The organism is Streptomyces sp. NPDC051217, assembly GCF_044455465.1.
Classification (GTDB): domain Bacteria; phylum Actinomycetota; class Actinomycetes; order Streptomycetales; family Streptomycetaceae; genus Streptomyces.
In genome coordinates this window covers 382,543-408,030 of the sequence record NZ_JBITEV010000005.1, presented here as the reverse complement: position 1 = coordinate 408,030, position 25,488 = coordinate 382,543, and the positions used below count along the sequence as shown (strand labels likewise).

20 protein-coding genes and 1 pseudogene are annotated in these 25,488 nt (G+C 71.1%); 17 read left to right on the top strand and 4 right to left on the bottom strand.

Annotated features, from left to right (window positions below; genetic code table 11):
• Nucleotides 1-93: 93 nt before the first annotated feature.
• From ACIBBB_RS15355 to ACIBBB_RS15340, 4 genes and pseudogenes are all read left to right on the top strand, one after another.
• Nucleotides 94-1,377 carry a glycosyltransferase family 4 protein gene (locus ACIBBB_RS15355; protein WP_398981980.1) on the top strand — a complete coding sequence of 428 codons (1,284 nt, stop codon included), beginning with the start codon at nucleotides 94-96 and terminating at the stop codon, nucleotides 1,375-1,377.
• The gene (locus ACIBBB_RS15350) at nucleotides 1,374-2,180 is read left to right on the top strand and encodes a hypothetical protein (RefSeq protein WP_398981978.1); all 807 of its coding nucleotides are present in this window, start codon (nucleotides 1,374-1,376) and stop codon (nucleotides 2,178-2,180) included. The genes ACIBBB_RS15355 and ACIBBB_RS15350 overlap by 4 nt, the downstream gene beginning before the upstream one ends.
• A gap of 64 nt (nucleotides 2,181-2,244) precedes the next feature.
• Nucleotides 2,245-2,613, top strand: a pseudogene (locus ACIBBB_RS15345) (helix-turn-helix transcriptional regulator); the annotation flags it as partial.
• A gap of 396 nt (nucleotides 2,614-3,009) precedes the next feature.
• Nucleotides 3,010-3,225, top strand: coding sequence for an I78 family peptidase inhibitor (locus tag ACIBBB_RS15340; protein ID WP_189111692.1), 216 nt, complete (start codon nucleotides 3,010-3,012; stop codon nucleotides 3,223-3,225).
• 78 nt (nucleotides 3,226-3,303) lie between these two features.
• Here the strand turns inward: ACIBBB_RS15340 and ACIBBB_RS15335 are convergent, their stop codons facing one another.
• Complete coding sequence (locus ACIBBB_RS15335; protein ID WP_398981975.1) at nucleotides 3,304-4,290, bottom strand: phosphatase PAP2 family protein; 987 nt, start codon at nucleotides 4,288-4,290, stop codon at nucleotides 3,304-3,306.
• Between the two features lie 437 nt (nucleotides 4,291-4,727).
• Here ACIBBB_RS15335 and ACIBBB_RS15330 point away from each other — a divergent pair, with 437 nt between their 5' ends.
• Both ACIBBB_RS15330 and ACIBBB_RS15325 read left to right on the top strand, forming a co-directional pair.
• Nucleotides 4,728-6,491 (top strand): MFS transporter, encoded by a 1,764-nt coding sequence (locus ACIBBB_RS15330; RefSeq protein WP_398981973.1) that lies wholly within the window; start codon nucleotides 4,728-4,730, stop codon nucleotides 6,489-6,491.
• 44 nt (nucleotides 6,492-6,535) lie between these two features.
• Nucleotides 6,536-7,771 (top strand): acyl-CoA dehydrogenase family protein, encoded by a 1,236-nt coding sequence (locus tag ACIBBB_RS15325; protein ID WP_398981971.1) that lies wholly within the window; start codon nucleotides 6,536-6,538, stop codon nucleotides 7,769-7,771.
• A gap of 28 nt (nucleotides 7,772-7,799) precedes the next feature.
• On the opposite strand, the gene ACIBBB_RS15320 is transcribed toward ACIBBB_RS15325, so the two are convergent.
• A complete protein-coding gene (locus ACIBBB_RS15320; RefSeq protein WP_398981969.1) occupies nucleotides 7,800-8,234 on the bottom strand; it encodes a cell division protein SepF in 435 nt (144 codons plus the stop codon).
• 277 nt (nucleotides 8,235-8,511) lie between these two features.
• Between ACIBBB_RS15320 and ACIBBB_RS15315 the strand changes: the two genes are divergently transcribed.
• From ACIBBB_RS15315 to ACIBBB_RS15280, 8 genes are all read left to right on the top strand, one after another.
• Nucleotides 8,512-9,723, top strand: a complete 1,212-nt coding sequence (locus ACIBBB_RS15315) for a DUF5685 family protein (protein ID WP_398981967.1) — start codon at nucleotides 8,512-8,514, stop codon at nucleotides 9,721-9,723.
• 41 nt (nucleotides 9,724-9,764) lie between these two features.
• Complete coding sequence (locus ACIBBB_RS15310; protein ID WP_398981965.1) at nucleotides 9,765-10,565, top strand: DUF1684 domain-containing protein; 801 nt, start codon at nucleotides 9,765-9,767, stop codon at nucleotides 10,563-10,565.
• 321 nt (nucleotides 10,566-10,886) lie between these two features.
• Entirely contained in the window at nucleotides 10,887-11,786 is a 900-nt protein-coding gene (locus ACIBBB_RS15305; protein WP_398981963.1) for a S1 family peptidase, read from the top strand.
• A gap of 390 nt (nucleotides 11,787-12,176) precedes the next feature.
• A complete protein-coding gene (locus ACIBBB_RS15300; protein ID WP_398981961.1) occupies nucleotides 12,177-13,262 on the top strand; it encodes a S1 family peptidase in 1,086 nt (361 codons plus the stop codon).
• A gap of 439 nt (nucleotides 13,263-13,701) precedes the next feature.
• The gene (locus ACIBBB_RS15295) at nucleotides 13,702-17,154 is read left to right on the top strand and encodes a DNA polymerase III subunit alpha (protein ID WP_398981959.1); all 3,453 of its coding nucleotides are present in this window, start codon (nucleotides 13,702-13,704) and stop codon (nucleotides 17,152-17,154) included.
• Nucleotides 17,151-18,158, top strand: a complete 1,008-nt coding sequence (locus ACIBBB_RS15290; protein WP_398981957.1) for an ImpB/MucB/SamB family protein — start codon at nucleotides 17,151-17,153, stop codon at nucleotides 18,156-18,158. The genes ACIBBB_RS15295 and ACIBBB_RS15290 overlap by 4 nt, the downstream gene beginning before the upstream one ends.
• Nucleotides 18,159-18,248: 90 nt before the next feature.
• Nucleotides 18,249-19,094, top strand: a complete 846-nt coding sequence (locus tag ACIBBB_RS15285) for a class I SAM-dependent methyltransferase (protein ID WP_398981955.1) — start codon at nucleotides 18,249-18,251, stop codon at nucleotides 19,092-19,094.
• Between the two features lie 172 nt (nucleotides 19,095-19,266).
• Nucleotides 19,267-20,184 carry an esterase/lipase family protein gene (locus ACIBBB_RS15280; protein WP_398981953.1) on the top strand — a complete coding sequence of 306 codons (918 nt, stop codon included), beginning with the start codon at nucleotides 19,267-19,269 and terminating at the stop codon, nucleotides 20,182-20,184.
• A gap of 64 nt (nucleotides 20,185-20,248) precedes the next feature.
• Here ACIBBB_RS15280 and ACIBBB_RS15275 read toward each other — a convergent pair whose 3' ends face one another.
• Both ACIBBB_RS15275 and ACIBBB_RS15270 read right to left on the bottom strand, forming a co-directional pair.
• Nucleotides 20,249-21,289 (bottom strand): lytic polysaccharide monooxygenase, encoded by a 1,041-nt coding sequence (locus tag ACIBBB_RS15275; protein ID WP_398981951.1) that lies wholly within the window; start codon nucleotides 21,287-21,289, stop codon nucleotides 20,249-20,251.
• Between the two features lie 251 nt (nucleotides 21,290-21,540).
• Nucleotides 21,541-22,218, bottom strand: coding sequence for a response regulator (locus ACIBBB_RS15270; RefSeq protein WP_398982078.1), 678 nt, complete (start codon nucleotides 22,216-22,218; stop codon nucleotides 21,541-21,543).
• A 142-nt stretch (nucleotides 22,219-22,360) separates the two neighbouring features.
• On the opposite strand from ACIBBB_RS15270, the gene ACIBBB_RS15265 reads away from it, so the two are divergent.
• From ACIBBB_RS15265 to ACIBBB_RS15255, 3 genes are read left to right on the top strand one after another with little or no spacing between them, the layout of a single operon-like run.
• Complete coding sequence (locus ACIBBB_RS15265; RefSeq protein ID WP_398981949.1) at nucleotides 22,361-23,344, top strand: Bug family tripartite tricarboxylate transporter substrate binding protein; 984 nt, start codon at nucleotides 22,361-22,363, stop codon at nucleotides 23,342-23,344.
• Nucleotides 23,341-23,880, top strand: a complete 540-nt coding sequence (locus tag ACIBBB_RS15260; protein WP_398981947.1) for a tripartite tricarboxylate transporter TctB family protein — start codon at nucleotides 23,341-23,343, stop codon at nucleotides 23,878-23,880. Before ACIBBB_RS15265 ends, ACIBBB_RS15260 begins: the two co-directional genes overlap by 4 nt.
• 3 nt (nucleotides 23,881-23,883) lie before the next feature.
• Entirely contained in the window at nucleotides 23,884-25,389 is a 1,506-nt protein-coding gene (locus ACIBBB_RS15255; protein WP_398981945.1) for a tripartite tricarboxylate transporter permease, read from the top strand.
• The last annotated feature ends 99 nt before the right edge of the window (nucleotides 25,390-25,488 follow it).

The following is a 25,488-nucleotide window of genomic DNA, read 5'->3' as shown; positions in this document are numbered from 1 at the left end:
CGCGCGGCCGACGGCGCCGCTCGCGCGGGCGCCGGGGCGGGCCGGTTCCCGGCCTACAGTCGCTCCAGTTTGACCAGGGAGACACCGCAGCCCATGCACATCTCTTTTCTGCTCCACAACGCGTTCGGCGTCGGCGGAACGATCCGCACCACGTTCAATCTCACGCGGGCGCTCGCCGCGCGGCACGACGTCGAGATCGTCTCGGTCTTCCGCCACCGCGACGAGCCGACGCTGAGCCCGCCGGAAGGCGTCCTGCTCCGCCATCTCGTCGATCTGCGCAAGAACAGCCCGGACTACGACGGCGGCCACCCCGACATGGCCCGGCCCGCCACCGTCTTCCCGCGCGGCGACGGACGGCACAAGCAGTACAGCCGGCTCACGGACACCCGTATCGCCGAGCATCTGCGGTCGCTGACGGCCGATGTCGTCGTCGGCACGCGCCCAGGTCTCAACTGCCACATCGCCCGGCAGACCGGGCGCGGCCCGGTCCGGGTCGGCCAGGAACACCTGACGCTGAACACCCACAGTCACCGGCTGCGCCGCGAGATCGCCCACCGGTACGTGCTGCTCGACGCCGTCACCACCGTCACCGAGGCCGACGCGCGCGCCTACCGCACCCGGCTGCGGCTGCCCGGTGTACGGATCGACGCGGTGCCGGGCAGTGTGCCCGAGCCCACGGTCGCCCCCGCCGACTCCACCGGGAAGTGGGTCGTGGCGGCGGGCAGACTGACCTCGGTCAAGCGCTACGACCTGCTGATCACGGCCTTCGCCAAGGTGGTGGCCGCGCGGCCGGACTGGCGGCTGCGGATCTACGGGGCGGGCGACGCGACCGGCGACGAACGCGACGCGCTGCGCGCCCTGATCGACGAGCGCGGCCTCTACAACCACGTACAGCTGATGGGTACGGCGAACCCGCTGGAGCCCGAGTGGGTCAAGGGCTCGATCGCGGTCGTGACATCGAGCGTCGAATCCTTCGGCATGACCATCGTCGAGGCGATGCGCTGCGGCGTACCCGTCGTCTCCACCGACTGCCCGCACGGGCCCGGCGAGATCATCGAGGACGGGGTCGACGGCCGGCTGGTGCCGGTCGGTGACGTGGACGCGATCGCCGACGGACTCCTCACCCTGATCGAGGACGACGAACTGCGGCGGCGTACGGGCCTGGCGGCCTTGAAGTCGTCCGCCCGGTTCGATCCGGCGCGGATCGCCGAGCGCCACGAGGCGCTGTACGCCGATCTGGTCGCCCGGGGCCGGAACGGGGGGCCGCGGGCGACGGTGCGCGGCACCGTACGGCGCGGCCGTGGCCTCCTCGTGGGAGGCGCGCACACGGTGCGCGAACTGGCGGCGGCCGCCGTCCGCAAGGGGAGGACCGCATGAGCGCCCTCGTCGCACACTGCACGGCCGACGCGGCAGGCACCGTCGCCTTCGAACTGGCCGGAACGACGGGAGCCGCCGGTACGGAGCTGGTGCTGCGGCGGCGCGGTGGCGCCGCGCGGGCCGACGAGGTCCGCCTGCCGATGACCGGGCCGCACGCCGTACTGGACCGCGCCACCCCGCTCGCCGAGGGCCGCTGGGACATCGTCCACGTCGCGGAGCCGGGCGACCGCGACGGACAGCCCGTCCGGCCCGGCACCAGGGACGTACGCGCGCTCGTCGACCGGGTCCCCGGTGAGGGTCCGGTCACCGTCCGCGTCCCGTACCCGACCGCCGACGGCCGTCTCGCGCTGCGCTGCTGGGTCCGGGCACCGCACGCGGAGGCCGGGGCGATCGACCTGGCGGACGGCGCGATGACCGTACGGGGCGTGCTGTACGGCGCCGGGGCGGGAGACGGCGCGGGGGTCGAGGCGCGGCGGAACGCGAGCCGTTGCGGGGGGAGCGGGACGGCCGCGGCGCCCCGCACGCACCGGGTCCCCCTGACCGGCGGTGCGGACGGCGCCTTCAGCTTCACGCTGCCGTACGAGGAACTGGCCGAACCGGCCGTCACCGCACGGCAGTTGTGGGACCTGTGGCTGCTGCCCGCGCACGGCGCGGACCCCGTCCGCCTCTCCCGGATCCTCGACGACGTATGGGACCGCAAGAGCATCCATGTCTACCCGGTGTACCGGGCGGACGGCTGGCTGGCCGCCCCCTGCTACTCGGGTGACAACAACCTCCACGTACGCCTGGACCCACGGAACTGATCACCCCGGCCCGTCCCCCCCCATGCGGACAGATCCTGTCCTCGACAGCTGACAGGATCTCCGCATGCTGGACACCTCGGCCCGACTCCTGCGTCTGCTCTCCCCGCTCCAGGCCCACCGCGAATGGTCCGGCCCCGAGCTGGCCGAACGCCTCGGGGTGTCACCGCGCACCGTACGGCGCGACGTCGACCGGCTCCCTGAGCTGGGCTACCCGGTGAACGCCGGCCCCGGCACCGGCGGCGGTTACCGGCTCGGCGCCGGGGCCGAACTGCCACCGCTGCTGCTGGACGACGAGGAGGCCGTCGCCGTCGCCGTCGGGCTGCGTACGGCAGCGGGCAACGGCATCGACGGCGTCGACTTCGAGGTGGTCGAACCGCAGGAGCTGACCGCGTACATGAGGACGGCGCGTGACCGCCTTTCCCGGGCGCTGGGGGACGCTCCGTAACAAGGGGACGGGAGTGACCGCGATCACCGACATCCGGAACGTGTCGTACCGCCCGTGATTGTGCGAGGCGGAGGTTAATTCCACACCGCGTGTCAATTACCGGAGGCCCGTCGAACGGGGGAATTCGGGGCATGGAAAATACGGTGATCTTCGAGTCTGCCGAATTGCTTATCGCTTACTTACAGCCGATGTGTGTACGGCCCCCGGAAGGCACCGGGGAGTCACCGAACACATGTCGTGATCCTGTGACACAAGTGTGACCGCTGTCGTACGCGAGTGAGTGGGGACGGTGACCGGGCAGCCGCCCCACTCACCACTTCCGTCACCGTCCGACGTCGCCCGCCGACCGGGCCGGGAGAGCCGACACCCCCTAGGCTGAGCCGTATGGCATCGATACCGACACCTCCCGCACAGCCCGACGACGCGCCCGACTCCTATGTGGGCCTCACCGCCGTCGAGGCCGAGCGCATCGCACGCGAGCGCGGCTGGACCACCGTCAGGGCGCTGCCGCCCGGCGCCATCATCACCCTGGAGTTCCTGCAGGGGCGGCTGAACTTCGAGGTCGAGAACGACACCGTCATCCGCTGCTGGCTCGGCTGAACCCGCCCGTACGAGGGCTCACAAGCGGGAAGACCCCGGCGCGCGCGCCGGGGTCTTCCGCTGCCATGACCTGGGAGTTCAGCCGCCCGTCACCGGCCGTGAGCGCGGTGGACGGCGGCTGCCCGCCGGGGTGGTCGGTGTCCGTTCCGAGCGCGCCGTGGCGTGCGGGCGGGGCTGGGTGAGCTGCGAGGTGGTGTTCCTGCCGGTCGCGTTGCGTCCCGAGTGCGCGGTGCCGACGGTCGAACGGCCGGCGTCCTCGCCCTCCTGCGCCGGGAGTTGAGGGACTATCACGGGCCAGGGCTCGCCGGCCGCGGCCGGCTCGGACACCGTCCTGCGCCGCTCGCGCCACCGCTCACGCAGGGTGAATACCGCCGCCTCCGTACGGGCGATCGTCGGCTCGAACCAGGGCAGGGCGAGCAGGATCAGCAGACCGGCGACCCAGCCGAGCAGCACGTCGCTCAGCCAGTGCGTACCCAGATACACGGTTGTCGCGCCGACCCCGAGGGCGACCACGGACGACCCGATCGACAGATAGCGCCTGGCCCGTGGCGTGGTGGCCAGATAGGCCAGGATGCCCCACGTCACCACGGCGTTCGCGGTGTGTCCTGAGGGGAATATGTCGCCGCCCGCGAAGAGTTCGGCCGATCCGATCTGCGTCGCGTAGTGCGGGCCGAGCCGGCCGAGGCCGAGCTTCACCGCGCCCACGGTCACGTTGAGCAGCAGCAACGACGCGCCGAGAACCAGCAGCGGACGCAGCGTGTGCTGGCGCCAGGACCGCCACCCCAGCCAGGCGGCGATCATCACGGCGGTGGGGCCGCGCTGGCCGAGCACCACGAAGTAGTCGAGGAAGGCGTGCAGTTGCTGCCACTGCTGGTACGGCCGGAACAGCATGATCTTCCAGTCGAGTACCACCAGCCAGGACGAGGCGAGGACGGCGACGACGATGGCGAGATAGATCGCCAAAGTCCCGCCGAAGAGGGTCGCGCGGGTACGGCTCATCCGCGGGATCTCTATCTTCGGCGGCTCCGGCTCCCGGTCCAGTCGGGCGAAGATGTCGGTACGCACCCAATCGACGTTACAGCGAGTGAACGGCCGACTCGGTCGTTCCAGTCTCTTTGTGATGACGATGTGATGTGGAGTGTGTCTCGGATCGCTGTTTATCCGAGGCGGTTCCGCAATTTCCTGTGACCTTCCGCCCTATTGCCCGTGGCAGGGCTCCGGTAACTGTCTATCTGCAAAACAGAATTAGTTCACCGTGGCGTCGCACGGAATTTTCCGGCCGCTTGACCGAAGCTTGACCGCGCCGAGGTGACCCCCCGGCCGCCCGAGGCCCGTCCCCGTACGCCACACTTCGACGTCCGGCGGGTGACCTGGGCCACGTTCGGGGCGGAGGAACTCGCGTACTCTGTCCGGCACTCGCCCGTCGATGCCGGGCCGCCCCGGGGGACCGCCACCGTCCCCGGCTGGTCCACCGAGCGCGAGAATCATTGGGAGGTAGGTAGATGTCCGGGACCACCACGGCCGGAGCGCGCCTGCGTGCCGCCGTCGGCGGCGGTCACGGCGACGGCGTCAACCGGTGGGCCGTCCTGGTCGTCCTCTGCGTCAGTCTGCTGCTCGTCGCGCTCGACGCGACCGTGCTGCACGTCGCCATCCCCGCCGTCACCGAGGACCTGCGCCCCAGCGGCGTCGAACTGCTGTGGATCGTGGACGCCTATCCGCTGGTCTGCGCCGCGCTGCTGATCCTCTTCGGCACCCTCGGGGACCGCATCGGCCGGCGCCGGGTCCTGCTCATGGGCTACGGCATCTTCGGACTGGCATCGGTGGCCGCCGCCCTCGCCGCGTCGCCCGGCATGCTGATCGCCTCCCGCGCCCTGCTGGGCGTCGGCGGTGCGATGATCATGCCCGCCACGCTCTCCATCCTCCGTGCCGTCTTCCCCGACCGGCGCGAGCGCGCCATGGCGATCGGCATCTGGACGGCCGTGGCGGCCGTCGGCGCCGCGACCGGGCCGGTGCTCGGCGGGTTCCTCGTCGAACACTTCTGGTGGGGTTCGGTCTTCCTGATCAATGTGCCGCTGATGGCGCTGATCCTCCCCGTCGCCCGCTTCCTGCTGCCCGAGTCGAAGGGCGGCTGCGAAGGCCCCTGGGACGTGGCCGGCGCGCTGATGGCGGCGGCCGGGGTGCTCGGCGCGGTCCTCGGGGTCAAGCGCCTCGGCGCCGGCGCCTCGATGCTCGACGTCAAGACCTTCGGCCCACTGCTGCTCGGGGCGGTCCTGCTCTTCCTCTTCGTACGACGGCAGAAACGCCGGAAGCATCCGCTCATAGATGTACGGATGTTCGCCCGGCCGGCCTTCTCCACGTCCGTCGGCTGCATCGTCCTCGCCATGCTCGCGCTGGTCGGCCTGGAGCTGATCGCCGTGCAGTACCTCCAGCTGGTGCTCGGGCTCAGCCCGCTGGAGACCGGACTGCGGCTGCTGCCGCTCACCTTCGCCGCCATGGCGGCCGGGGCCACCGGGTCGTACACCCTGCGCGCGGTCGGCCCGCGCCGGATGGTCGCCTGCGGTTTCGTCCTCACCGCGGGCGCCGTACTGCTGCTGGTGATGATGGGCGACCACGACCGGCCGGCGCTGCTGACGACGGCCTTCGTGCTGCTCGGCTTCGGTCTGCAGTCCACGCTCTTCGGCGCGTACGAGTCGATGCTCAGCGAGGCACCGCCCGAGCAGGCGGGTGGCGCCGCCGCCATCGGCGAGACGTCGTACCAGCTCGGCGCGGGCATGGGTATCGCGCTGCTCGGCAGCGTCATGAACGCGGCGTACGCGCCCGGCCTGTCGTCGGGCGCGGTCGACGGGGTGCCGGAGGCGGCGGGGTCGGCCGCCTCCCACTCGCTGGGGGAGGCGTACCACGTGGCCGCCCAGCTGGGTGGTCCGACGGGGGAAGCCCTGCGTATCGCGGCGCGTCAGTCCTTCGTGCACGGTCTGCATGTCACGCTCCTGGTCAGCGCGGCCCTGCTGCTGCTCGGCGCGGTGGCGGCGCTGCGGCTGCCCCGGGTGATGGACTGCGGCGCACCTCCCCGCGGGGAGGCCGCGGATCCGGTGGACCCGGCGGGGACGGGCATACCGGCGCCGCGCGACGGTGCGGGGACGGACGGCGCGGGGACGGACGGCGCGGCGGTCGGGGCCGCTGTCCCCGGAGGCCGGGGCTCCGCGCGCGGCGGGGACTCTGGACGGGTCCCGGCCCTGCGCCGTAATGTCGGCGCCGAGCGTAACTAGCGCTGCTAGTTTTACTGATCCGCGAGCCGCCGGAGGCAGCCCTCATGTCCGCATCCTCAGCACCCTCGGCGCCGAAGCCGTCCTCCTCGAAGCCGTCGTCCTCGAAACGTCCGCCCTTCGATCCCCGCGACCCCCTCGGCCTCGACGATCTGCTGGAGCCCGAGGACCTGGCCGTCCGCGACACCATGCGCTCCTGGGCCACCGACCGGGTCATGCCGCACATCGCCGAGTGGTACGAGCGCGGCGAGCTGCCCGAAATCCGTGAGCTCAGCCGTGAGCTCGGCTCCCTCGGCGCTCTCGGCATGTCGCTCCAGGGCTACGGCTGCGCGGGGGCCAGCTCCGTCCAGTACGGCCTCGCCTGTCTGGAGCTGGAAGCCGCCGACTCCGGCATCCGTTCGCTCGTCTCCGTACAGGGCTCCCTCGCGATGTACGCGATCCACCGGTTCGGCTCCGAGGAGCAGAAGCAGCGGTGGCTGCCCGGCATGGCGGCCGGCGAGATCATCGGCTGCTTCGGTCTCACCGAACCCGACCACGGCTCCGACCCGGCCGGGATGCGCACGTACGCCAAGCGCGACGGCACCGACTGGCTGCTCACCGGCCGCAAGACGTGGATCACCAACGGGTCGGTCGCGGGAGTCGCCGTGGTCTGGGCGCGGACGGAGGAGGGCATCCGCGGCTTTCTCGTACCGGCCGGCAGCCCCGGCTTCTCGGCGCCCGAGATCAAGCACAAGTGGTCGCTGCGCGCGTCGGTCACCAGCGAGCTGGTCATGGACGAGGTACGGCTCCCGGCCGACGCCGTACTCCCCGGGGTGACCGGTCTGCGCGGTCCCCTCAGCTGTCTGAGCCACGCCCGCTACGGGATCGTCTGGGGCTCGATGGGGGCGGCGCGCGCCAGTTTCGAGTCGGCGGTGGACTACGCGAAGACCCGCGAACAGTTCGGCAGGCCGATCGGCGGCTTCCAGCTCACCCAGGCCAAACTCGCCGACATGGCGCTCGAACTGCACAAGGGGATCCTGCTCGCACACCATCTCGGCCGGCGCCTGGACGCGGGGAGGCTCCTCCCCGAGCAGGTCAGCTTCGGCAAACTCAACAATGTGCGGGAGGCGATCGAGATCTGCCGCACCTCGCGGACGATCCTCGGGGCCAACGGGATCTCGCTCGAATATCCCGTGATGCGCCACGCCACGAATCTGGAGTCGGTGCTCACCTACGAGGGCACCGTCGAGATGCACCAGCTCGTGCTGGGCAAGGCACTCACCGGTCTCGACGCCTTCCGGTGACCGGGGGGTGACCCGGTGAGTACCTCGCTCAGCTCTGGTTGAAGAAGCCGTCCCGGCCGTGTGCCTTCGACTCCCCGCTGACGATCTCGGTGTCGGCGGGGGTCAGGAGGAAGACCCGGGTGGCGACGCGGTCGATCGAGCCACGGAGACCGAAGATCAGACCGGCGGCGAAGTCGACGACGCGCTTGGCGTCGGCGGGCTCCATCGCGGTGAGGTTCAGGATGACCGGGACGCCTTCCCGGAAGAGCTCGCCGATGCCACGCGCGTCCCGGAAGCTCTCCGGCGAGACGGTGGCGATCCTGCGGTCCTGTTCGGGAGCCGACTCGGCGGCGATCCGCACCCGCGGATCGGTCTTCCAGGTGTCGTTGCTCTCGGCACCCTCGGAGTACTCGTCGTCGTAGTAACGCTCGTCGTTGTCCTCAACGAGGCCCAGCCAGGCACTCGCCTTGCGCACCGATCCCATGGACGCCTCCTTTCACCGCGGTCGCTTGTGGTTCCGCATCCCTATGGTTGTCCATGATGCGGATTGCGCGCCAAGTGGATTGTCGGCACGCAGGGGATTCGTGACGGTACTGGTGCAGAAGATATGGCGATTCGTCAGGGTTCTTCCTGTGTACGGGCCCTGGCGTAATGAAAATATGAAAGTCCGGCCAGACGGGTGACGATGGGGACGTACGAGTGAATCGTCCGGTCGATACGATGCCAGGCGCACCGTCGAACCACACCCCGGGGGAACCAGCGTGTTCGGAATTGTGAGGCCTTGCAGCCACCGACTCTCGGAAGGACTCAAGGCCTCGTGGATGGCTCATCTGTGCGGGCTCTGCCTGGCACTTCGCTCGGACCACGGACAGTTCTCCCGCATTGTCACCAACTATGACGGCCTGATCGTCTCTGTTCTGACGGAGGCTCAGGCCGAGCGCGGCACCGGATGGCGCCGCACAGCTGGCCCCTGCCCACTTCGCGGCATGCGAACCGCTCCGGTCGCGAAAGGCGAGGGAGCGCGCCTCGCGGCCGCTGTCTCGCTGGTGCTCGCCTCCGCGAAGGTACGGGACCACGTCGCCGACGGGGACGGGGTGTTGAAGCGCCGGCCGGTGGCGTTCGCCGCGCGCCGGATAGCCGGCGGCTGGGACCGCGCGGGCGCGCGGACCGGCGCGGAGCTGGGCTTCGACACGGCGGTGCTCGTCGACGCGGTCGACCGGCAGACCGGCATCGAGGCGCTCGCCGGACCCGGCACCCCGCTGCTCGCCGTCACCGAGCCGACCGAGACGGCGACGGCCGCCGCGTTCGCGCACACCGCCGTACTCGCCGGCCGGCCGGGCAACATGGCGCCGCTCGCCGAGGCGGGCCGGCTCTTCGGGCGGCTCGCCCATCTGCTGGACGCCGTGGAGGACCAGACCGCTGACGCCGCGTCGGGTGCCTGGAACCCGCTCACGGCGACCGGCACCTCACTCGCCGAGGCGCGGCGGCTCGCGGACGACGCGCTGCACGGGATCCGGCTGGCGCTGCGCGACGCGGAGTTCGTGGACGACAAGCTGGCGCATGTGCTGCTCGCCCACGAACTGCGTACCTCCGTAGACCGCGCTTTCGGGACGTCGTCCTGCTCGCACGTGGGGGAGGCGTCCGTCCAGGGCGGCGGAAATCCGTACGGAGGCCAGGGCGGGAATCCGTACGGCTCGAACAATCCGTACGGGGGCGGCGATCCGTCGGGCGGGAACCCGTACGGCGGCGGCAACCCCGGCGGCCCCGGCGGCGGTGGGCCCGACCCCCTTCCGCAGCCGCCCCGGCCGGAGCGGCGCGGCTTCTGGGCCGGCTGCGCGGTGGCGATCGGTCTCTGCTGCACCTGCAAGCTCTGCTGTGCCAAGGAGTACGAGGGCCCGTGGTCGCGCAAGAGGCGCGAGGGCTGCTGCCGGGACTGTGACTGCGACTGCTGCGACTGCGGTTGCGACTGCTGAGTTCCGGCCGCCGCGGCGCCCGTGTGGAAGGCTGCTTCGGCATGAGCACAGACACTGACCTGGATCCCGTGCGCAACTGGACGAACTGGCACGAACGACGCATCGCCGCCGTCGCGGCGCCGCACGGACCGCTCTCGCTGACCGGCACCCACTGGCTCTCCGACTACCCGGAAGGTCGAATTCCGGCCGTGCCCGGAGTGTGGCGGGAACGTGGGGACGGTGTGGTGCTGACCGCCACGGCGGGCGAGGGGCTCGATGTCGACGGCCGGCCGCCGACCGGCGAGGTGGTTCTGGCCGCCGACCGGGGTCCCATCGACGAGTCCCGCGTCTCCTGCGGCGGACGCAGGCTCGTGGTCATGCGCCGGGAAGGGCTCTGGGCGGTACGTGACTTCGACCCGGAGTCCCCCGCACGCAGAGCGTTCATGACCGTCGAGGCCACGCCGTACGACGAGCGGTGGGTGCTGCCGGGCCGCTTCCGTCCGTACGACGAGAGCCGCACCGTACGCGTGGAGAACGCCGACGGGCGCGAGCGCGGTCTGGGGCTCACGGGTGAACTCGCCTTCTCCGTCGACGGTTCGGAGCACACGCTCCAGGCCGCGGTGGAGCCCGACGGGTCCCTCTGGGCGGTCTTCGCCGACGGGACCAGCGGGCTGACCAGCTATCGCTTCCGTTTTCTGCGGCCCGCGCCGCCGGCCGCGGACGGCTCGGTGAGCGTCGATCTCAATCGGGTCCTGCTGCCGCCCTGCGCCTTCGCCGACCACTTCATCTGCCCCCTCCCGCCGCCCGGGAACACGCTGTCGTTCGAGGTCACGGCGGGGGAGCGGAACGTCATCGTCCGCTGAGTCGCGCGGGTTCGGTGGCGGGTCCTGCGGTGGGTCCGGCGGTGCCCCTGGAACGGCCTTGGTCCGTACCGCACGGACGGGTCATCCCGACATGTGGGCACCGCGTGGATCGCGCCCCGGCGACGATTTCAGGACGCTCAAGCGCTATTCCAGCCGCTGGGGTGGCCGGAAGGCGCCCTTGCGCGGTCAGTTGGCCCATCCAATACTCCCTCACAGCGCTTGTCAGGGGCACGGCATATCCGGAATACGGACGTGTCTCTGACTGCGCCTCACGGGCCAGACCACCCAATCAGGCCCCAGATTCCTTCGGAGGAACGACACGTGAGGATCAAGCGCACCACCCCCCGCAGTGGTATTGCGAGACATACGCGGCTGTTCGCCATCGCCACCGGTCTCGTCGCCGCCGCGGCACTCGCCGTTCCCACGGCGAGCGCCGACACGGCCGGGACCTTCAGCGCGAACCAGCTGACGGCGGCGAGCGACGCCGTCCTGGGTGCCGACGTGGCCGGCACCGCCTGGTATGTCGACAAGGCGACCAACGCCCTCGTCGTCGAGGCCGACACCACCGTCAGCGCGGCCGAGATCGCCGAGATCAAGCGCGAGGCAGGCACCAACGCCGGAGCCCTGGAGATCAAGCGGACCCCCGGCAAGCTCTCCAAGCTCCTCTCCGGCGGCGACGCGATCTACTCGCCCAGCGGACGCTGCTCCGCCGGGTTCAACGTACGCAGCGGCACCACCGACTACTTCCTGACCGCCGGTCACTGCACCGAGGGCAACCCGAACTGGTACACCAACTCGGCGCGCACCACCCTCATCGGCCCGACGGCGGGCTCCAGCTTCCCGGGCAACGACTACGGCATCGTGCGTTACTCCAACGCCTCGGTCCCGCGTCCCGGCACCGTCGGCAGCGTCGACATCACCAGCGCGGCCAACGCCACGGTGGGCTTGTCGGTGACCCGTCGCGGCTCCACGACCGGCACCCGCAGCGGCAGCGTCCAGGGCCTCAACGCCACGGTCAACTACGGTGGCGGCGACATCGTCTCCGGGCTGATCCGTACCAACGTCTGCGCCGAGCCCGGCGACAGCGGCGGCCCGCTCTACTCCGGCAGCCGCGCCATCGGCCTCACCTCGGGCGGCAGCGGCAACTGCTCCTCCGGCGGTACGACGTACTTCCAGCCGGTCGTCGAGGCGCTGAACGCGTACGGCGTCAGCATCACCTGAGCACCGTCTGAGCGTGACCCGAGCACGACCCTGGCCTCCGGCCTGACCGGCTGAGCCGAGACGAGTCCCCGCCCGTGAGCTCCGGGCGGGGACTCGACGCGTTCGCGGGGCGAACTCGCGCACGGTGAACTCCCGTGCCAGGGAGGCAGTTTCAGGACAGGACTAGTCCTCACCCATCGCCGAACAAGTGATTGCACCGAGTGTTTACGAATGGAACCGTCACGGCCCTGACCTCCGCACGTGAACGGGTCGGGAGGGAAATGAACCCGTCGTGTGCACGTCCGGAAGTCGACCTTGTGTGCTACTGGCGAGTTTAGGAATAGTGGGCGCCTCATCCTCCGTGTCACCGCACCCCACATGCGATGACGCGGCCCCCACAGGAGGTATCAGTTGAAGCACCGACGCATTTCCAGGAAGCGTGTGGCGATCGCCGGCAGCGCCGTCACCGCCTTGGTCGTGGCCGGGATTTCCTTCCAGACTGCGAACGCCAGTGAGGACGCGACCACGGCGACGGCGAAGTCCCTGTCGGCGCCCGCGGCCGGAAAGCTCGCATCCACCCTTGTCGGCGACCTCGGCGCCGACGCGGCAGGCTCGTACTACGACAGCGAGACCAAGGCCCTGGTCGTCAACGTCATCGACGCGACGGCCGCCGAGGCCGTCCGCGCGGCCGGCGCCAAGGTGAAGGTCGTGACGCACTCCCTCGCCGAGCTGAAGGACGCCCGCGGCTCCCTCACGGGCAAGGCGAGCACCCCCGGTACGGCCGTGGCCGTCGACCCGGTGTCGAACAAGGTCGTCGTCACCGCGGACCGTACGGTCAAGGGCGCCGCGCTGAACAAGCTCACCAAGGCTGTGGAGAAGCTCGGCGCCAAGGCCGAACTGAAGAAGACCGCGGGCGAGTTCAAGAAGTTCATCGCCGGCGGCGAGGCCATCCACTCCGGTGGCGGCCGCTGCTCCCTCGGCTTCAACGTGGTCGTCGGCGGCGAGCCGCACTTCATCACCGCGGGCCACTGCGGCACGGCGGGCAGCTCCTGGTCCGACTCCGCCGGCGGCGCCGAGATCGGCTCCATGGTGGACTCGCAGTTCCCGGGCAACGACTTCGCGCTCGTCAAGTACACCGGCTCCGCCGAGCACCCGAGCGAGGTCGACCTGTACGACGGCAGCACGCAGGCCATCGCGCAGGCGGGTGACGCGACCGTCGGCCAGACGGTCGAGCGCAGCGGCTCCACCACCCAGGTGCACGACGGTGAGGTCACCGCGCTCGACGCCACCGTGGACTACGGAGGCGGCGACGTCGTCGAGGGACTCATCCAGACCACGGTCTGCGCCGAGCCCGGCGACAGCGGCGGCTCGCTCTTCGCCGGTGACACCGCGCTGGGCCTGACCTCGGGCGGCAGCGGCGACTGCTCCTCGGGCGGCGAGACGTTCTTCCAGCCGGTCCCGGAGGCGCTCTCGGCGTTCGGCGCCGAGATCGGCTGACACCCGGCCGACCGGCCGGACAGACCGACCGTACGGAAACAAGAAGCCCGGCCCGCCGTCATCGGCGGGCCGGGCTTTTCGGTGTGCGCGCAGCCGCTGGGACAGGCCCCCGGCGGCTTCGGTGTGTGGGGCCGAAGGCGCGCCGGTCCGCGCTCGTCGAACGGCCGGAGTCCGTGTTCGAGGGCCCCGTGAAGGGTGACGAAGCTCATCGCGGTGTACGGGTGCCGAGGCGCCGGGAAGTCGCCGTCGCCAACTTCGTCTCATGTTCGTGGAAGTGACGGGGTGATAGCTGTTCGGCCACCCGTTTCAGGGCTCGCGAGGTCGATCACATGTTCGAGTCAGGTCGCTGACTAGGGGCGATGGAGTTAGAGTAATCGAACGGACGTGCGATAGATGTATCGGGCGTATGGCTGGAATGGGGTGGAGATGGAGGTGTGCCATGGGGCATTTCTCCCATCTGCACGCCGCGTCCGGCTACTCCGTCCGGTACGGCGCCGCCCACCCCGAACACCTCGTCCGGCGGGCGGCCGAGCGGGGCCAGCCGGCGCTCGCGCTCACCGACCGGGACACCGTCACCGGTGCGGTGCGGTTCGCGCTGGCCGCCGCCGAAGAGGGTGTCCGTCCGATCTTCGGGATCGACCTGGCGGTGGAGGCCCTCGCCCCGCCGCCTCCGGCGCGCCGCCGCCGTACCCCGACACGCGGTGGCGCCCATGTGATCGAGCCGCCCCTGCGGTTCGTCCTGCTCGCGCAGGACCGCGCCGGGTGGGCCCGGCTGTGCCGTATCACCTCGGCCGCCCATGTCGGCGCGCTCGCCGGCACGCCGCCGGTGGTGCCGTGGGAAGCGCTGCGGGAGCACGGCGGGCCCGGGTTGATCGTGCTGCTCGGGCCGCTCTCGGAGCCGGTACGGGCGCTGTCGGCGGGCCGGGACGACAGCGCGGCGAAGCTGCTGGCGCCGTGGCGGGAGATCTTCGGATCCGGGATCCGGCTGGAGACCGTCCTGCACGAGCGGTCCGGCACCGGGCCGGGCTCACTGCGGCTGGCCGCCCGCACCCTGGCCCTGGCCGACCGCACCGGCACCACCGCCGTTCTCTCCAACGCGGTCCGCTACGCCGACCCGGACCAGCACCGGCTCGCCGATGTCCTGGACGCCGCGCGGCTGCTGAGGCCGATCGACCGGCGCCACCTGGACGGCGGGCACCGCTGGCTCAAGGACGAGGGAGCGATGGTGGACATCGCGCGACGGATCGCCGAATGCGCCGGAGCGGACGGCCGGCGGGCGCACCGTCTGCTGGCGGACACCGCGGCCACGGCGGCCATCTGCACCGTCGACGCCGCGGCGGACCTGAGCCTGGGCACGCCGCGCTTTCCGGAACCGGCGGTGTTCGGCGCCGAGCCCGGCGCCGACGGCGCGGCGCGGGTGCTGCGCCGGCGGTGCGAGGACGGGCTCGTCCGGCGAGGTCTGGACCGTGACCGTGCCGCGCTCGACCGGCTGGACGATGAACTCGGTGTGATCTCCACGCTGAACTACGACTCGTACTTCCTCGCGGTCGGCCAGGTCGTCGCCGACATCCGGGAACTGGGCATCCGGGTCGCGGCCCGTGGCTCGGGCGCGGGATCGATGGTCTGCCACGCGCTGGGCGTCGCCACGGCCAACCCGCTCGACCACCGCCTGCTGTTCGAACGCTTCCTGAGCGTGCGCAGGGCATCGCTCCCGGACATCGACATCGATGTGGAATCCGCCAGGAGACTGGAGTGCTACGACGCGATCTTCGACCGGTTCGGCAGCGAACGGGTCGCGGTCACCGCGATGCCCGAGACCTACCGGGCCCGCCGGGCCCTGCGGGACACCGGCCTGGCGCTGGGGATCGCGCCCGCGGACGTCGACCGGATCGCCAAGAGCTTCCCGCACCTGCGGGCGTCGGACATCACCGGAGCCCTCGCCGAACTGCCCGAACTGCGCGGGCTGGCGGCGGAGGCGGATCGGTACGGGCCACTGTGGGAACTCGCCGAGGGCCTCGACTCCCTGGTCCACGGCATGGCCATGCACCCCTGCGGAGTGGTCATCAGTGACGCGACGCTCCTGGACCGGTTGCCGGTGCAGCCCACCCCGCAGGGCAACTACCCGATGGCGATGGCGGCCAAGGAGGAGATCGAGGCGCTGGGCAACATCAAACTGGACGTCCTGGGAGTGCGGATGCAGTCCGCGATGGCCCATGCCGTCGCCGAGATCGAACGGGCGACCGGCGACCGGATCGACCTGGACGACCAGCGGCAGGTGCCGCTCGACGACCCGTTCGCGTTCAAGATCATCCAACAGAGCCAGACCCTGGGGCTGTTCCAGCTCGAATCGCCCGGCCAGCAGGATCTGCTGTCCCGGCTGCAGCCCCGCGACCCGCAGGACGTCATCGCCGACATCAGTCTCTTCCGCCCGGGGCCGGTCGCCGGGGGGATGCCGGAGCGGTACATCGCCGCCCGGCACGGTGGCGACCCGGGCTACGCCCATCCGGACCTCGAACCGGTGCTCGCCGACACCTACGGCGTGACCATCTGGCACGAGCAGATCATCCAGACTCTGTCGGTGATGACCGGCTGCGACTACGCGCTGGCCGAGATCGCCCGGCGGGCGCTCGGCAACAAGGAGCGGCTGCCCAGGATCAAGGACTGGTTCCATCGCCAGGCCACCGCCCGGGGCTACGACTCCGGGGTCCGCGACGCGGTGTGGAAGACCGTCGAGGCCTTCGGCGCCTACGGCTTCTGCCGCGCGCACGCGGTCGCCTTCGCCGTACCGGCCCTGCAGAGCGCCTGGCTGAAGGCGCACTTCCCGGCGTTCCTGCTGGCCGGACTGCTCGAACACGACCCCGGTATGTGGCCCAAGCGCGTCCTTGTCGCGGACGCCCGCCGGCGCGGAGTCCCCCTCCTGCCCGTCGACGTCAACCAGTCCAGGACGGAGCACACCGTCGAGCGGACCGAAGGAGAACGGTGGGGCGTACGGCTCGCGCTGTCCGCCGTGCACGGAATCAGCGAGGAGGAGTACGCCCGGATCGAGGAGGGGCAGCCGTACGACTCGCTGTCGGACTTCTGGCAGCGGGCCCGTCCCAGCAGACCGGTCGCCGAACGCCTCGCGGAGATAGGCGCCCTGAACTCTCTCCACGACGGCCGCCTCACCCGCCGTGACCTGCTGCTGCAGATCGCCGAACTCCACCGGCAGTCCCGCGTCCGGTCCGCGGGCGAGGGCCAACTGCCCATCCACGCGGACGCGGTCGGAGGCGCCGGGCCGAGCGGACTGCCGGAGATGACCGGACGCGAAGCCCTGAACGCGGAGCTGAACACGCTCGGCATCGATGTCTCCAAGCACCTGATGGAGCACCACCACCGGCTGCTGCGGGAGATCGGCGCGATCGACGCGGCACACCTGGCGGAGGCCCGCCAGGGCCGGCAGGTTCTTGTCGCCGGAGTACGGGCCTCCACCCAGACCCCACCGATCGCCAGCGGCAAACGCATCATCTTCGTCACCCTGGAGGACGGCTCCGGCCTGGTCGACCTGGCGTTCTTCGAGGACTCCCACCCCGCCTGCGCGCACACCATCTTCCACAGCGGACTGCTGCTGGTCCGCGGCACCGTACAAGTGCGCGGTACCCGTCGCACCATCGTCGGCACCATGGTCTGGGACCTGGACGAGATCGCCGCCGCGCGTCGCGACAACGGCCCCGAGGCCGCGCTCGCCCTGCTCGGCGCGAGTCACCCGCACCCGACCCCCGCCCAGCCGCGGCGGACCCTCGCCAACGGGACCACGGGCGCCCGTCTGCACCCCTACGCCGATCTGCAGCCGCCCGGCAGCCGCTCGGCGGACCTGAAGAAGTTCGGCCACACCAGCCCGGGGAGCGCGGGATGACCACACGCCCGCGGTACATCGCCCACCTGCATCTGCACCTGAACGCCGTACCGGACGAAGGACAGCACGCGGACGTGACCGACCTGCTGACCGGCATCACCCCCCATGTCCAGACGGTCTCGCCCGACGCCGTCCAGCTCGACCTGACCTCCGCGCTCAGATACTTCGACCGGTCCCCCTACGACCTGGTCCAACTGGCGCAGCTACGGCTGATGGCCCTGTACGGCATCGAGAGCAGCGCGGGGCTCGCGGCCAACCGCATGCTGGCCACCATGGCGGCCGACGCGTCGGCGCCGGGCCACGCCACCTGGGTACCCGCCGAACAGGCCGCCGTCTGGCTGCGTTCCCGCCCGGTCACCGCGCTGCCCGGGATCGGCCGCGCCACGGCAACCACACTCGGCAAGTACGGCCTGCACTCGGTCGGCCAGGTCGCCGACGCACCCGCGGCCACCCTGCAACGCCTCCTCGGCGCCGGTCCCGCCCGCCTGCTGGCCGAGCGTGCCCGGGGCCACGACCCCCGCCCGGTCACCCCGCTGGAACCGGCGGCACATCTGGTGGCCGATCTCGTCCTGGACCGGGACTGCCTCGACCCGGAAGGGCACCACCGGGCCGTCCTGGGGCTCGCCGACCAGATCGGCCAACGCCTGCGCGGTGAGAGTCAGGTCACCGGCCGGCTCGCTCTCACGGTGCGCTACGCCGACCGCAGCTCCACCACACGCACCCGTACGCTCCCGGAGCCGACCGACCACTCACCCGCGCTCGCGGCGGCTCTTCTCGGCCTGCTGGCCGCGCTCGGGCTGCAACGCGCGAGAGTCCGCGCCTTCGTGGTCCGCGCCGACGACCTGCTGCCGGCCGGCGGTGCTCCCCGCCAGCTCTCCCTGGACCCGGGCGACGCCCGCGCCCGTACGGTGGAGAAGGCCGCGGACCGCGCGCGCCACCGTTTCGGACCGAGGGCCCTGTATCCCGCCACCCTGGCCAACGACCGCGCACCGCACCGCGAGTAGCGCTTTCAGGAACCCCGACGCCCGGGGTGGCGCGACTCCAGAGTTCTCGCACCACACCAACCACACCCGACCGAGCGGAGCGGAAACGGCATGCCTGACGGATGGCGGTGGGACAGCACCTTGTTCCGGGGGAGCGCGGCGCACTACGAGCGTGGGCGGCTGCCGTACGCCCCGGGTTTCGCCGAGACGCTGGCCGGGATCCTCGGGTTGGACGGGCGGGGGCGGCTTCTCGATGTCGGCTGCGGGCCGGGGATCGTGACGCTCGCCATGGCGCCGTACGTCGCCGAGGTGGTCGGCATGGACCCGGACGAGGACATGCTGGCGGAGGCGGAACGGCGGGCCGGGCGGCTCGGCGTGGGCAACGCGCGCTGGGTGACGGCCCGCGCCGAGGAGCTGCCGGCCGGGCTGGGGGAGTTCCGGGCCGTGGTGTTCGCCCAGTCGTTCCACTGGACGGACCGCGACCGTACCGCCGCCGCCGTGCTGGGGATGCTGGAGCCGGGAGGCGCGTTCGTTCATATCAGCGATCTGAAGAATCCTCCCGCCCCGTCTGCGCCGCTGCCGCTGCCCGCCCCTCCGTACGAGCGGATCGCGGAGCTGGTGCGCCGCTACCTGGGGCCGGTACGGCGCGCCGGGCAGGGGACGCTTCTCAACGGCACGCCAGGACGGGAGGATCTGGTCCTGGCGCGGGCCGGGTTCGAGGACTTCGAGCGGCATGTCGTACCGGCCGGGGAGATGGTCGACCGCCCGGCGGACGCTGTCGTGGCATGGGTGTTCTCCCGGTCGGACTCCGCGCCCCATCTGTTCGGCGACCGGCTGCCGGACTTCGAGCGGGACCTGCGCTTGGTGCTGCGGGAGGCGTCGTCCGACGGCCGTTTCGCGGAGCATCTTCCGCCGACCGAGATCATGACCTGGCGCAAGCCGCCCGGCCGGCGATGACGGCGATGACGGGACCGGGGCCGGGCCGTCGGGCGTTCAATAGTTTTACTGACGCGTAACTTCCCTTCCAGTTACTACCCGTGCGTAACTTGGCATGAGCACAGCCAATGTGGTCCGGGCCACAGCATTGACAGCTTTCCCCTCTTCCCTTGAGCCGCAAGGAGATCGCTCGATGCTGCCCTGGAAACGCGCGTTCGGACCACTGGCGGCGCTGCTGCTTGCGGTCTCGGCCGCCACCACCGCACCCGCCGTCGCGGCCACCCCCACCGCGCCCCCGACAGCCGTCACCGCCCCGGCCCTCGCACCCGCTTCCGGCACCGCCGCCGCCGCGAGCAGCGGCTGGAACGACTTCTCCTGCAAGCCCTCCACCGCTCACCCCCGGCCCGTCGTCCTCGTCCACGGCACCTTCGCGAACTCCGTCGACAACTGGCTCGGTCTCGCCCCGTACTTGGTCAACCGCGGCTACTGCGTCTTCTCCCTCGACTACGGGCAGCTCCCCGGAGTGCCGTTCTTCAACGGCCTCGGCCCCATCGACAAGTCGGCGGAGCAACTGAGCGCGTACGTCGACCGGGTGCTCGCCGCCACGGGCGCGCCGAAGGCCGACATCGTCGGCCACTCGCAGGGCGGCATGATGCCCCGCTACTACCTCAAGTTCCTCGGCGGGGCGCAGAAGGTGAACGCCCTCGTCGGACTCGCGCCGGACAACCACGGCACGACCCTGCTCGGACTGACGAAGCTCCTGCCGCACTTCCCGGGCGCCGAGGACCTGTTGAGCGAGAACACCCCGGGCCTCGCCGACCAGATCGCCGGATCGCCCTTCCTCACCAAGCTCAACGCGGGCGGTGACACGGTGCCCGGGGTCAAGTACACCGTCATCGCGACCCGTTACGACCAGGTGGTCACGCCGTACCGCAGCCAGTTCCTGACCGGGCCCGACGTACGGAACGTCACCCTCCAGGACCTGTGCGCGGTGAACCTCTCCGAGCACCTGGCGATCGGGCTGATCGACCGGATCGCCTTCCACGAGGTGGCCAACGCGCTCGATCCCGGCCGTGCCACGCCGACGACCTGCGCCTCGGTCATCGGCTGAACATGACATGCCGCGGGGCTCCGGGCCGGTCGGCCCGGAGCCCCGCGGTGTCGCGTACCTACCGTCAGCGGCTGTGCCGGCCGCCCGCGGGCTGGGTCTTGCGGCGGACCGTACCGAACATCACGGCCGCGCCGGCGGCGAGAATCGCCGCGCCACCCGCCGCGATGTACGGCGTGGTGCTGTCGCCACCGGTCTCGGCGAGGTTCTCCGAACCACCCGCCGGCTGCGGCTCGGCCGCGTCGGCGCCGTTCACCTCAGGGGCGTTGGCCTCGGGCTCGGCGGCGGGTTCGGCCGCGTCCTCGTAACCACCGGCGTCCTTCCCGGCGCCCTTCACCTCGGCACCGCCCCCGGTCTCCTCGGGGCTGTCGCCGCCGTGCCCGTTGTGGTCGACGGTCGACTTGGCCGCGCCCTCCTCGACATCGGCCTCGGAGGGTGCGGACGCCTCGGGAGCGGCGGCCGAACCGCCGTTGTCGGCGCCGAAGACCACGTCGGAGCAGGTGTAGAACGCCTCGGGGCTGTCCGAGCGCTGCCAGATCGAGTAGATCAGGTGGCGGCCCGACTTGGCGGGGACGATGCCGTCGAAGACATAGGCGCCGCTCTCCAGCTTCGGGTCGGTGACCTTGGCGAACGGCTTGTCCTCCAGGTCGGACCACTTCAGCGGCTGACCGGGGTCGTAACCGTCCTTGGTGATGTACAGCTCGAAGGAGCCCTTGTGCGGGGCGGTGGCCTTGTAGGTGAAGGTGCGGTTGCCCGCGGTGAAGGTCGACGACGGCCAGTCGCCGCGCGGCAGGTCGAGCCCCTTGTACTTGTCGCGGCCGGCGGAGCAGAGCTTGCCGTCCGGGATGATCGACTTGTGGTTGCCCGCGGCGTCCGCGATGTTGACCTCGTTCCAGTCGTAGAACGCCTGCGTCCCGCTGGACGCCACCGCCGCCTTGCACGCCGCCGACCGCGGATTCTCGGGACCCTCGGCGAAACAGGCGGACACACGGCTGACCGGGTCCGTCATCGACCCGTGGGCCCCGGCCGGCCCGGCGGCCAGCCCGACGAGCGCGAGCGGCGCGACGCCCAGCACGACGATCCCGGCGGTCCTGCGACGAGCGGTCATGGATACGTTCTCCTTCTGAGCGGCACGAGCTGGGGGAGCGGAGCGGGACGAACTCCCGGCGGCGTGACCTCCGTTGCACACGGCGCCACCGCTGCTCGTCCCGCTCCGGTCCTCAGCAAGCTAGCCCCTCGAAACGCCGGAACGGCCTGCTGGGGCGGGGTGAAGGGGATCCTTATGGTCCGCTTAAGACACGGCTAAGAGACCGCTGAGATTGCCCCGGAACCGACCCCGCGCACACCCCGTGCGGCCCGTCAGCCGACCCAGCGGTAGCACCGCTCCGGGCGGCCCGTCCCGCCGTACCGAAGCGTCACCTCCGCGCGGCCCGTATCGGCGAAGTACTCCAGATAGCGCCGTGCGCTCACCCGCGACAGCGCCCCCTCGTCCGCGCACTGCGTCGCCGACAGCCCCTCCTCGTGCCGCCGCAGCGTCCGCTCGACCAGCTGCGCCGTGTGCGCGGCCAGCCCCTTCGGCAGCTCCCGGGAGCCCGGCGGGCGCGTGCCGAAGATCTGGTCCACGTCCTGCTGGCGCGCCTCGCCCAGCCGGTCCAGGCGGGTCCGCAGCGACGCCGCGTGCCGCAGCTGCTCCTGGAGCGCCGACCGGCTGAACGGCTTGATCAGATAGTGCACCGCCCCCGCCCGCAGAGCGGCGCGGATGACGCCCGCGTCCCGCGCCGCCGTGATGAACAGGGCGTCCACGCTCGTACGGGTCGCGTCCCGCTCCTCCGCCGCCCGCAGCTCGCGCAGCACGGCGATCCCGTCCATGTCTGGCAGATAGATGTCGAGAAGCACCAGGTCGGGCCGGTGGTGCTCGGCCGCGCGCAGCGCTTCGGCGCCGTTGTGCACCAGACCGACAACCTCAAACCCGTCCATCTCGGACACGTAGCGGCCGTGCAGCTTCGCGACCATGAAGTCGTCGTCCACCACCAGCACCTTTGTCACGTCGTCACGCTAGGCCGCGACCGCAACGACCACAACGTCCGTTGATTCCGGAAGAGAGACAGCTTCTTAACGCGAAGGCAACATGTGGGCCATCTCACTGCCCTGTGACCTGCTCCCCTGAAAGGCGGCACCCGTGCGTTTCCGCACTCCCCTCGCCCTCCTCGGGGCCGCGCTGATGGTGCTGGTGGGTCCGCCACTGCTTTCCCTGGGCAGTGGCGGCGACACCGGTACCCAGATACCCGGCCTGCGCTTCATGGTCCCCAACACGCCGGGCGGCGGTTACGACATCACCGCCCGCACCATGGCCAAGAACGCCGAGGACGCCGGACTCAATCACAACATCGAGGTCTTCAACCTGCCGGGCGCCGGCGGCACCGTCGGTCTCGCCCGCGCCGTGAGCGAACACGGCAACGGCAAGCTCGTGGTCTCCATGGGGCTCGGCGTCGTCGGCGCCGTACGCACCAACAACTCGCACGAGACCCTCGCCGACACGACGCCGATCGCCCGCATCAGCGAGGAGACCGACATCGTCGTCGTCAGCAAGAGCTCCCCGTACAAGACGATCGACGACCTGCTCACCGCATGGAAGAAGGATCCGGCCGAACTGCCCGTCGGCGGCGGCTCCTCGCCCGGCGGACCCGACCACCTCGCGCCCATGCTCATGGCGCGCGCGGCCGGGATCGCGCCGAAGACCGTCAACTACGTCCCCTTCGACGGCGGCGGCGAACTCCTCGCCTCCATCCTCGGTAACAAGGTCGCCTTCGGTGTCTCCGGTCTCGGCGAGTACCGCGACCAGATCGAGGCCGGCGAGCTGCGGCTGCTGGCCGTCACCGGCCCCGAGCGGACCCCCGGCATGGACGCGCCCACCCTGCGCGAGGCGGGCCTCGACACCGACTTCACCAACTGGCGCGGCGTCGTCGCGCCCCCCGGACTCTCCGACGCCGAACGCGACAAGCTCGTCCGCTTCTTCGAGGAGCTGCACGCCTCTCCTCAGTGGAAGGACTCGCTCAAGAAGAACAACTGGGACGACGCCTTCCTCACCGGTGAGAAATTCGGCGACTTCCTCGCCGCCGAGGACAAGCGCGTGGAATCCGTCCTGAAGGAGCTCGGACTGTGACCACCCACCCGAACACCCCTCCCAAGGAGGAGACCCCCGGGTCCCGCGGCTGGCTGCGCGAGCACTCCGAACTCGGTGTCGGCCTCATGCTGCTCGTCCTCGGGGTCCTCGTCCTCACCGACGCCCTCACCATGGACGTCGACATCACCCAGCGCGGCCCGGTCGGCCCCAAGACCGTGCCGATCGTCGTCGGTATCGGCCTGCTCGTCGTCGCCGTCCTCCTCAGCCTCGACGTGCTGCGCGGCGGCCGGGGCGAGGCCGAGGGCGGCGAGGACATCGACCTGAGCGAACCGAGCGACTGGCGGACCGTGCTGCTGCTCGCCGGGGTCTTCCTCGGCAACGCCGTACTCATCGGCCCTCTCGGCTTCCCCATATCCGGGGCGCTGCTCTTCTGGGGCTCGGCGTACGCGCTCGGCAGCCGCCATCTCCAGCGCGACCCGCTCATCGCGGCGGGCCTCTCCCTCGTCACCTACTTCATCTTCAACAACCTGCTCGGCGTCCCCCTCCCCGGTGGCCCGCTGATGGGAGTGATCTAAGCCATGGACTCCCTCAACTCCCTGATGGACGGCTTCGGTACGGCGCTGACGCCGATCAATCTGCTCTGGGCGGCGATCGGCGTACTGCTGGGCACCGCGATCGGCGTCCTGCCCGGCATCGGCCCCGCCATGGCGGTCGCCCTGCTGCTGCCCGTCACCTACGGCCTGGAGCCGACGGGCGCGTTCATCATGTTCGCCGGCATCTACTACGGCGCCATGTTCGGCGGCTCCACCACCTCGATCCTCCTCAACACCCCGGGCGAGAGCGCGGCGGTCGTCGCCGCCATCGAGGGCAACCCGATGGCCAAGGCGGGACGCGGCGCGCAGGCGCTCGCCGCTGCGGCGGGCGGTCACTTCGTCGGCGGCATGATCGGCACGATCCTGCTGGTCGTCCTCGCACCGACCGTCGCCTCCATGGCCGTCGACATCGGCGCCCCCGACTACTTCGCCATCATGGTGCTGGCCTTCATCGCCGTCACCTCCGTCCTCGGCTCGTCCCGGATCCGCGGGCTTGCCTCGCTGCTCATCGGCCTCACCATCGGTCTGGTCGGCCTGGACCAGATGACGGGCCAGCAGCGGCTCACCTTCGGCTCGCTCCAACTCGCCGACGGGGTCGACGTCGTCATCGTCGCGGTCGGTCTCTTCGCGATCGGCGAGGCGCTGTGGGTCGCCGCCCATCTGCGGCGCTCCAGTGGCGAGCCCGTCCCGGTCGGCCGCCCCTGGCTGGGCAAGGACGACATACGGCGCACCTGGAAGCCGTGGCTGCGCGGGCCGGTCATCGGCTTCCCGTTCGGCGCGATCCCGGCCGGCGGCGCGGAGATCCCGACGTTCCTCAGTTACGTCACCGAGAAGCGGCTGTCCAAGCACAAGAAGGAGTTCGGCAAGGGCGCCATCGAGGGCGTCGCCGGACCCGAGTCGGCCGCGTCCGCGTCGGCCGCCGGGACGCTCGTGTCGATGCTGACCCTCGGACTGCCGACGACCGCGGTCGCCGCGGTGATGCTGGCCGCGTTCCAGCAGTACGGCATCCAGCCCGGACCGCTGCTGTTCGAGCGGGAGTCGGAACTGGTGTGGGGGCTGATCGCCTCGCTGTTCGTCGGCATGGTGCTGCTGCTGGCCCTGAACCTGCCGCTCGCGCCGGTGTGGGTGAAGCTGCTGCGCATCCCGCGCCCCTACCTCTACGCGGGCATCCTCTTCTTCGCCGCGGTCGGCGCGTACGCGGTCGGCGGGGAGGCGCTCGACCTGGTGATCCTGCTGATCATCGGACTGATCGGGTTCGGGATGCGCCGTTACGGGCTGCCGGTGCTGCCGGCCGTCATCGGCGTCATCCTCGGCCCCGCCGCCGAGCAACAACTGCGCAGGGCCCTTCAGATCAGCGACGGAAGCGCCACCGGCCTGGTGGACACGCCCTTCTCGGTGGCCGTCTACGCCGTCGTCGTACTGATCGTCTGCTGGCCGCTGGTGCGCAAGGTGCTGGCGCGGCGCCGGAAGGAGACCAAGATCTCGGTGTAACAGGGCCGTCGGGCCAGGGGTTTCTCAGACGCGGGCGCCCCGGTGATCGGGTGGACCAGAACGCCGGACCGGCTGTTGGCCGGTCCGGCGTTCGCGTAC

What these genes read in the sequence shown, in the direction of transcription:
- ACIBBB_RS15340 (WP_189111692.1), top strand. Translation starts at nt 3,010, where the DNA reads ATGGCATCGATACCGACACCTCCCGCACAGCCCGACGACGCGCCCGAC.
- ACIBBB_RS15320 (WP_398981969.1), bottom strand. Translation starts at nt 8,234, where the DNA reads ATGGGATCGGTGCGCAAGGCGAGTGCCTGGCTGGGCCTCGTTGAGGAC.
- ACIBBB_RS15350 (WP_398981978.1), top strand. Translation starts at nt 1,374, where the DNA reads ATGAGCGCCCTCGTCGCACACTGCACGGCCGACGCGGCAGGCACCGTC.
- ACIBBB_RS15295 (WP_398981959.1), top strand. Translation starts at nt 13,702, where the DNA reads ATGGGGCATTTCTCCCATCTGCACGCCGCGTCCGGCTACTCCGTCCGG.
- ACIBBB_RS15275 (WP_398981951.1), bottom strand. Translation starts at nt 21,289, where the DNA reads ATGACCGCTCGTCGCAGGACCGCCGGGATCGTCGTGCTGGGCGTCGCG.
- ACIBBB_RS15310 (WP_398981965.1), top strand. Translation starts at nt 9,765, where the DNA reads ATGAGCACAGACACTGACCTGGATCCCGTGCGCAACTGGACGAACTGG.
- ACIBBB_RS15355 (WP_398981980.1), top strand. Translation starts at nt 94, where the DNA reads ATGCACATCTCTTTTCTGCTCCACAACGCGTTCGGCGTCGGCGGAACG.
- ACIBBB_RS15255 (WP_398981945.1), top strand. Translation starts at nt 23,884, where the DNA reads ATGGACTCCCTCAACTCCCTGATGGACGGCTTCGGTACGGCGCTGACG.
- ACIBBB_RS15290 (WP_398981957.1), top strand. Translation starts at nt 17,151, where the DNA reads ATGACCACACGCCCGCGGTACATCGCCCACCTGCATCTGCACCTGAAC.
- ACIBBB_RS15285 (WP_398981955.1), top strand. Translation starts at nt 18,249, where the DNA reads ATGCCTGACGGATGGCGGTGGGACAGCACCTTGTTCCGGGGGAGCGCG.
- ACIBBB_RS15330 (WP_398981973.1), top strand. Translation starts at nt 4,728, where the DNA reads ATGTCCGGGACCACCACGGCCGGAGCGCGCCTGCGTGCCGCCGTCGGC.
- ACIBBB_RS15325 (WP_398981971.1), top strand. Translation starts at nt 6,536, where the DNA reads ATGTCCGCATCCTCAGCACCCTCGGCGCCGAAGCCGTCCTCCTCGAAG.
- ACIBBB_RS15280 (WP_398981953.1), top strand. Translation starts at nt 19,267, where the DNA reads ATGCTGCCCTGGAAACGCGCGTTCGGACCACTGGCGGCGCTGCTGCTT.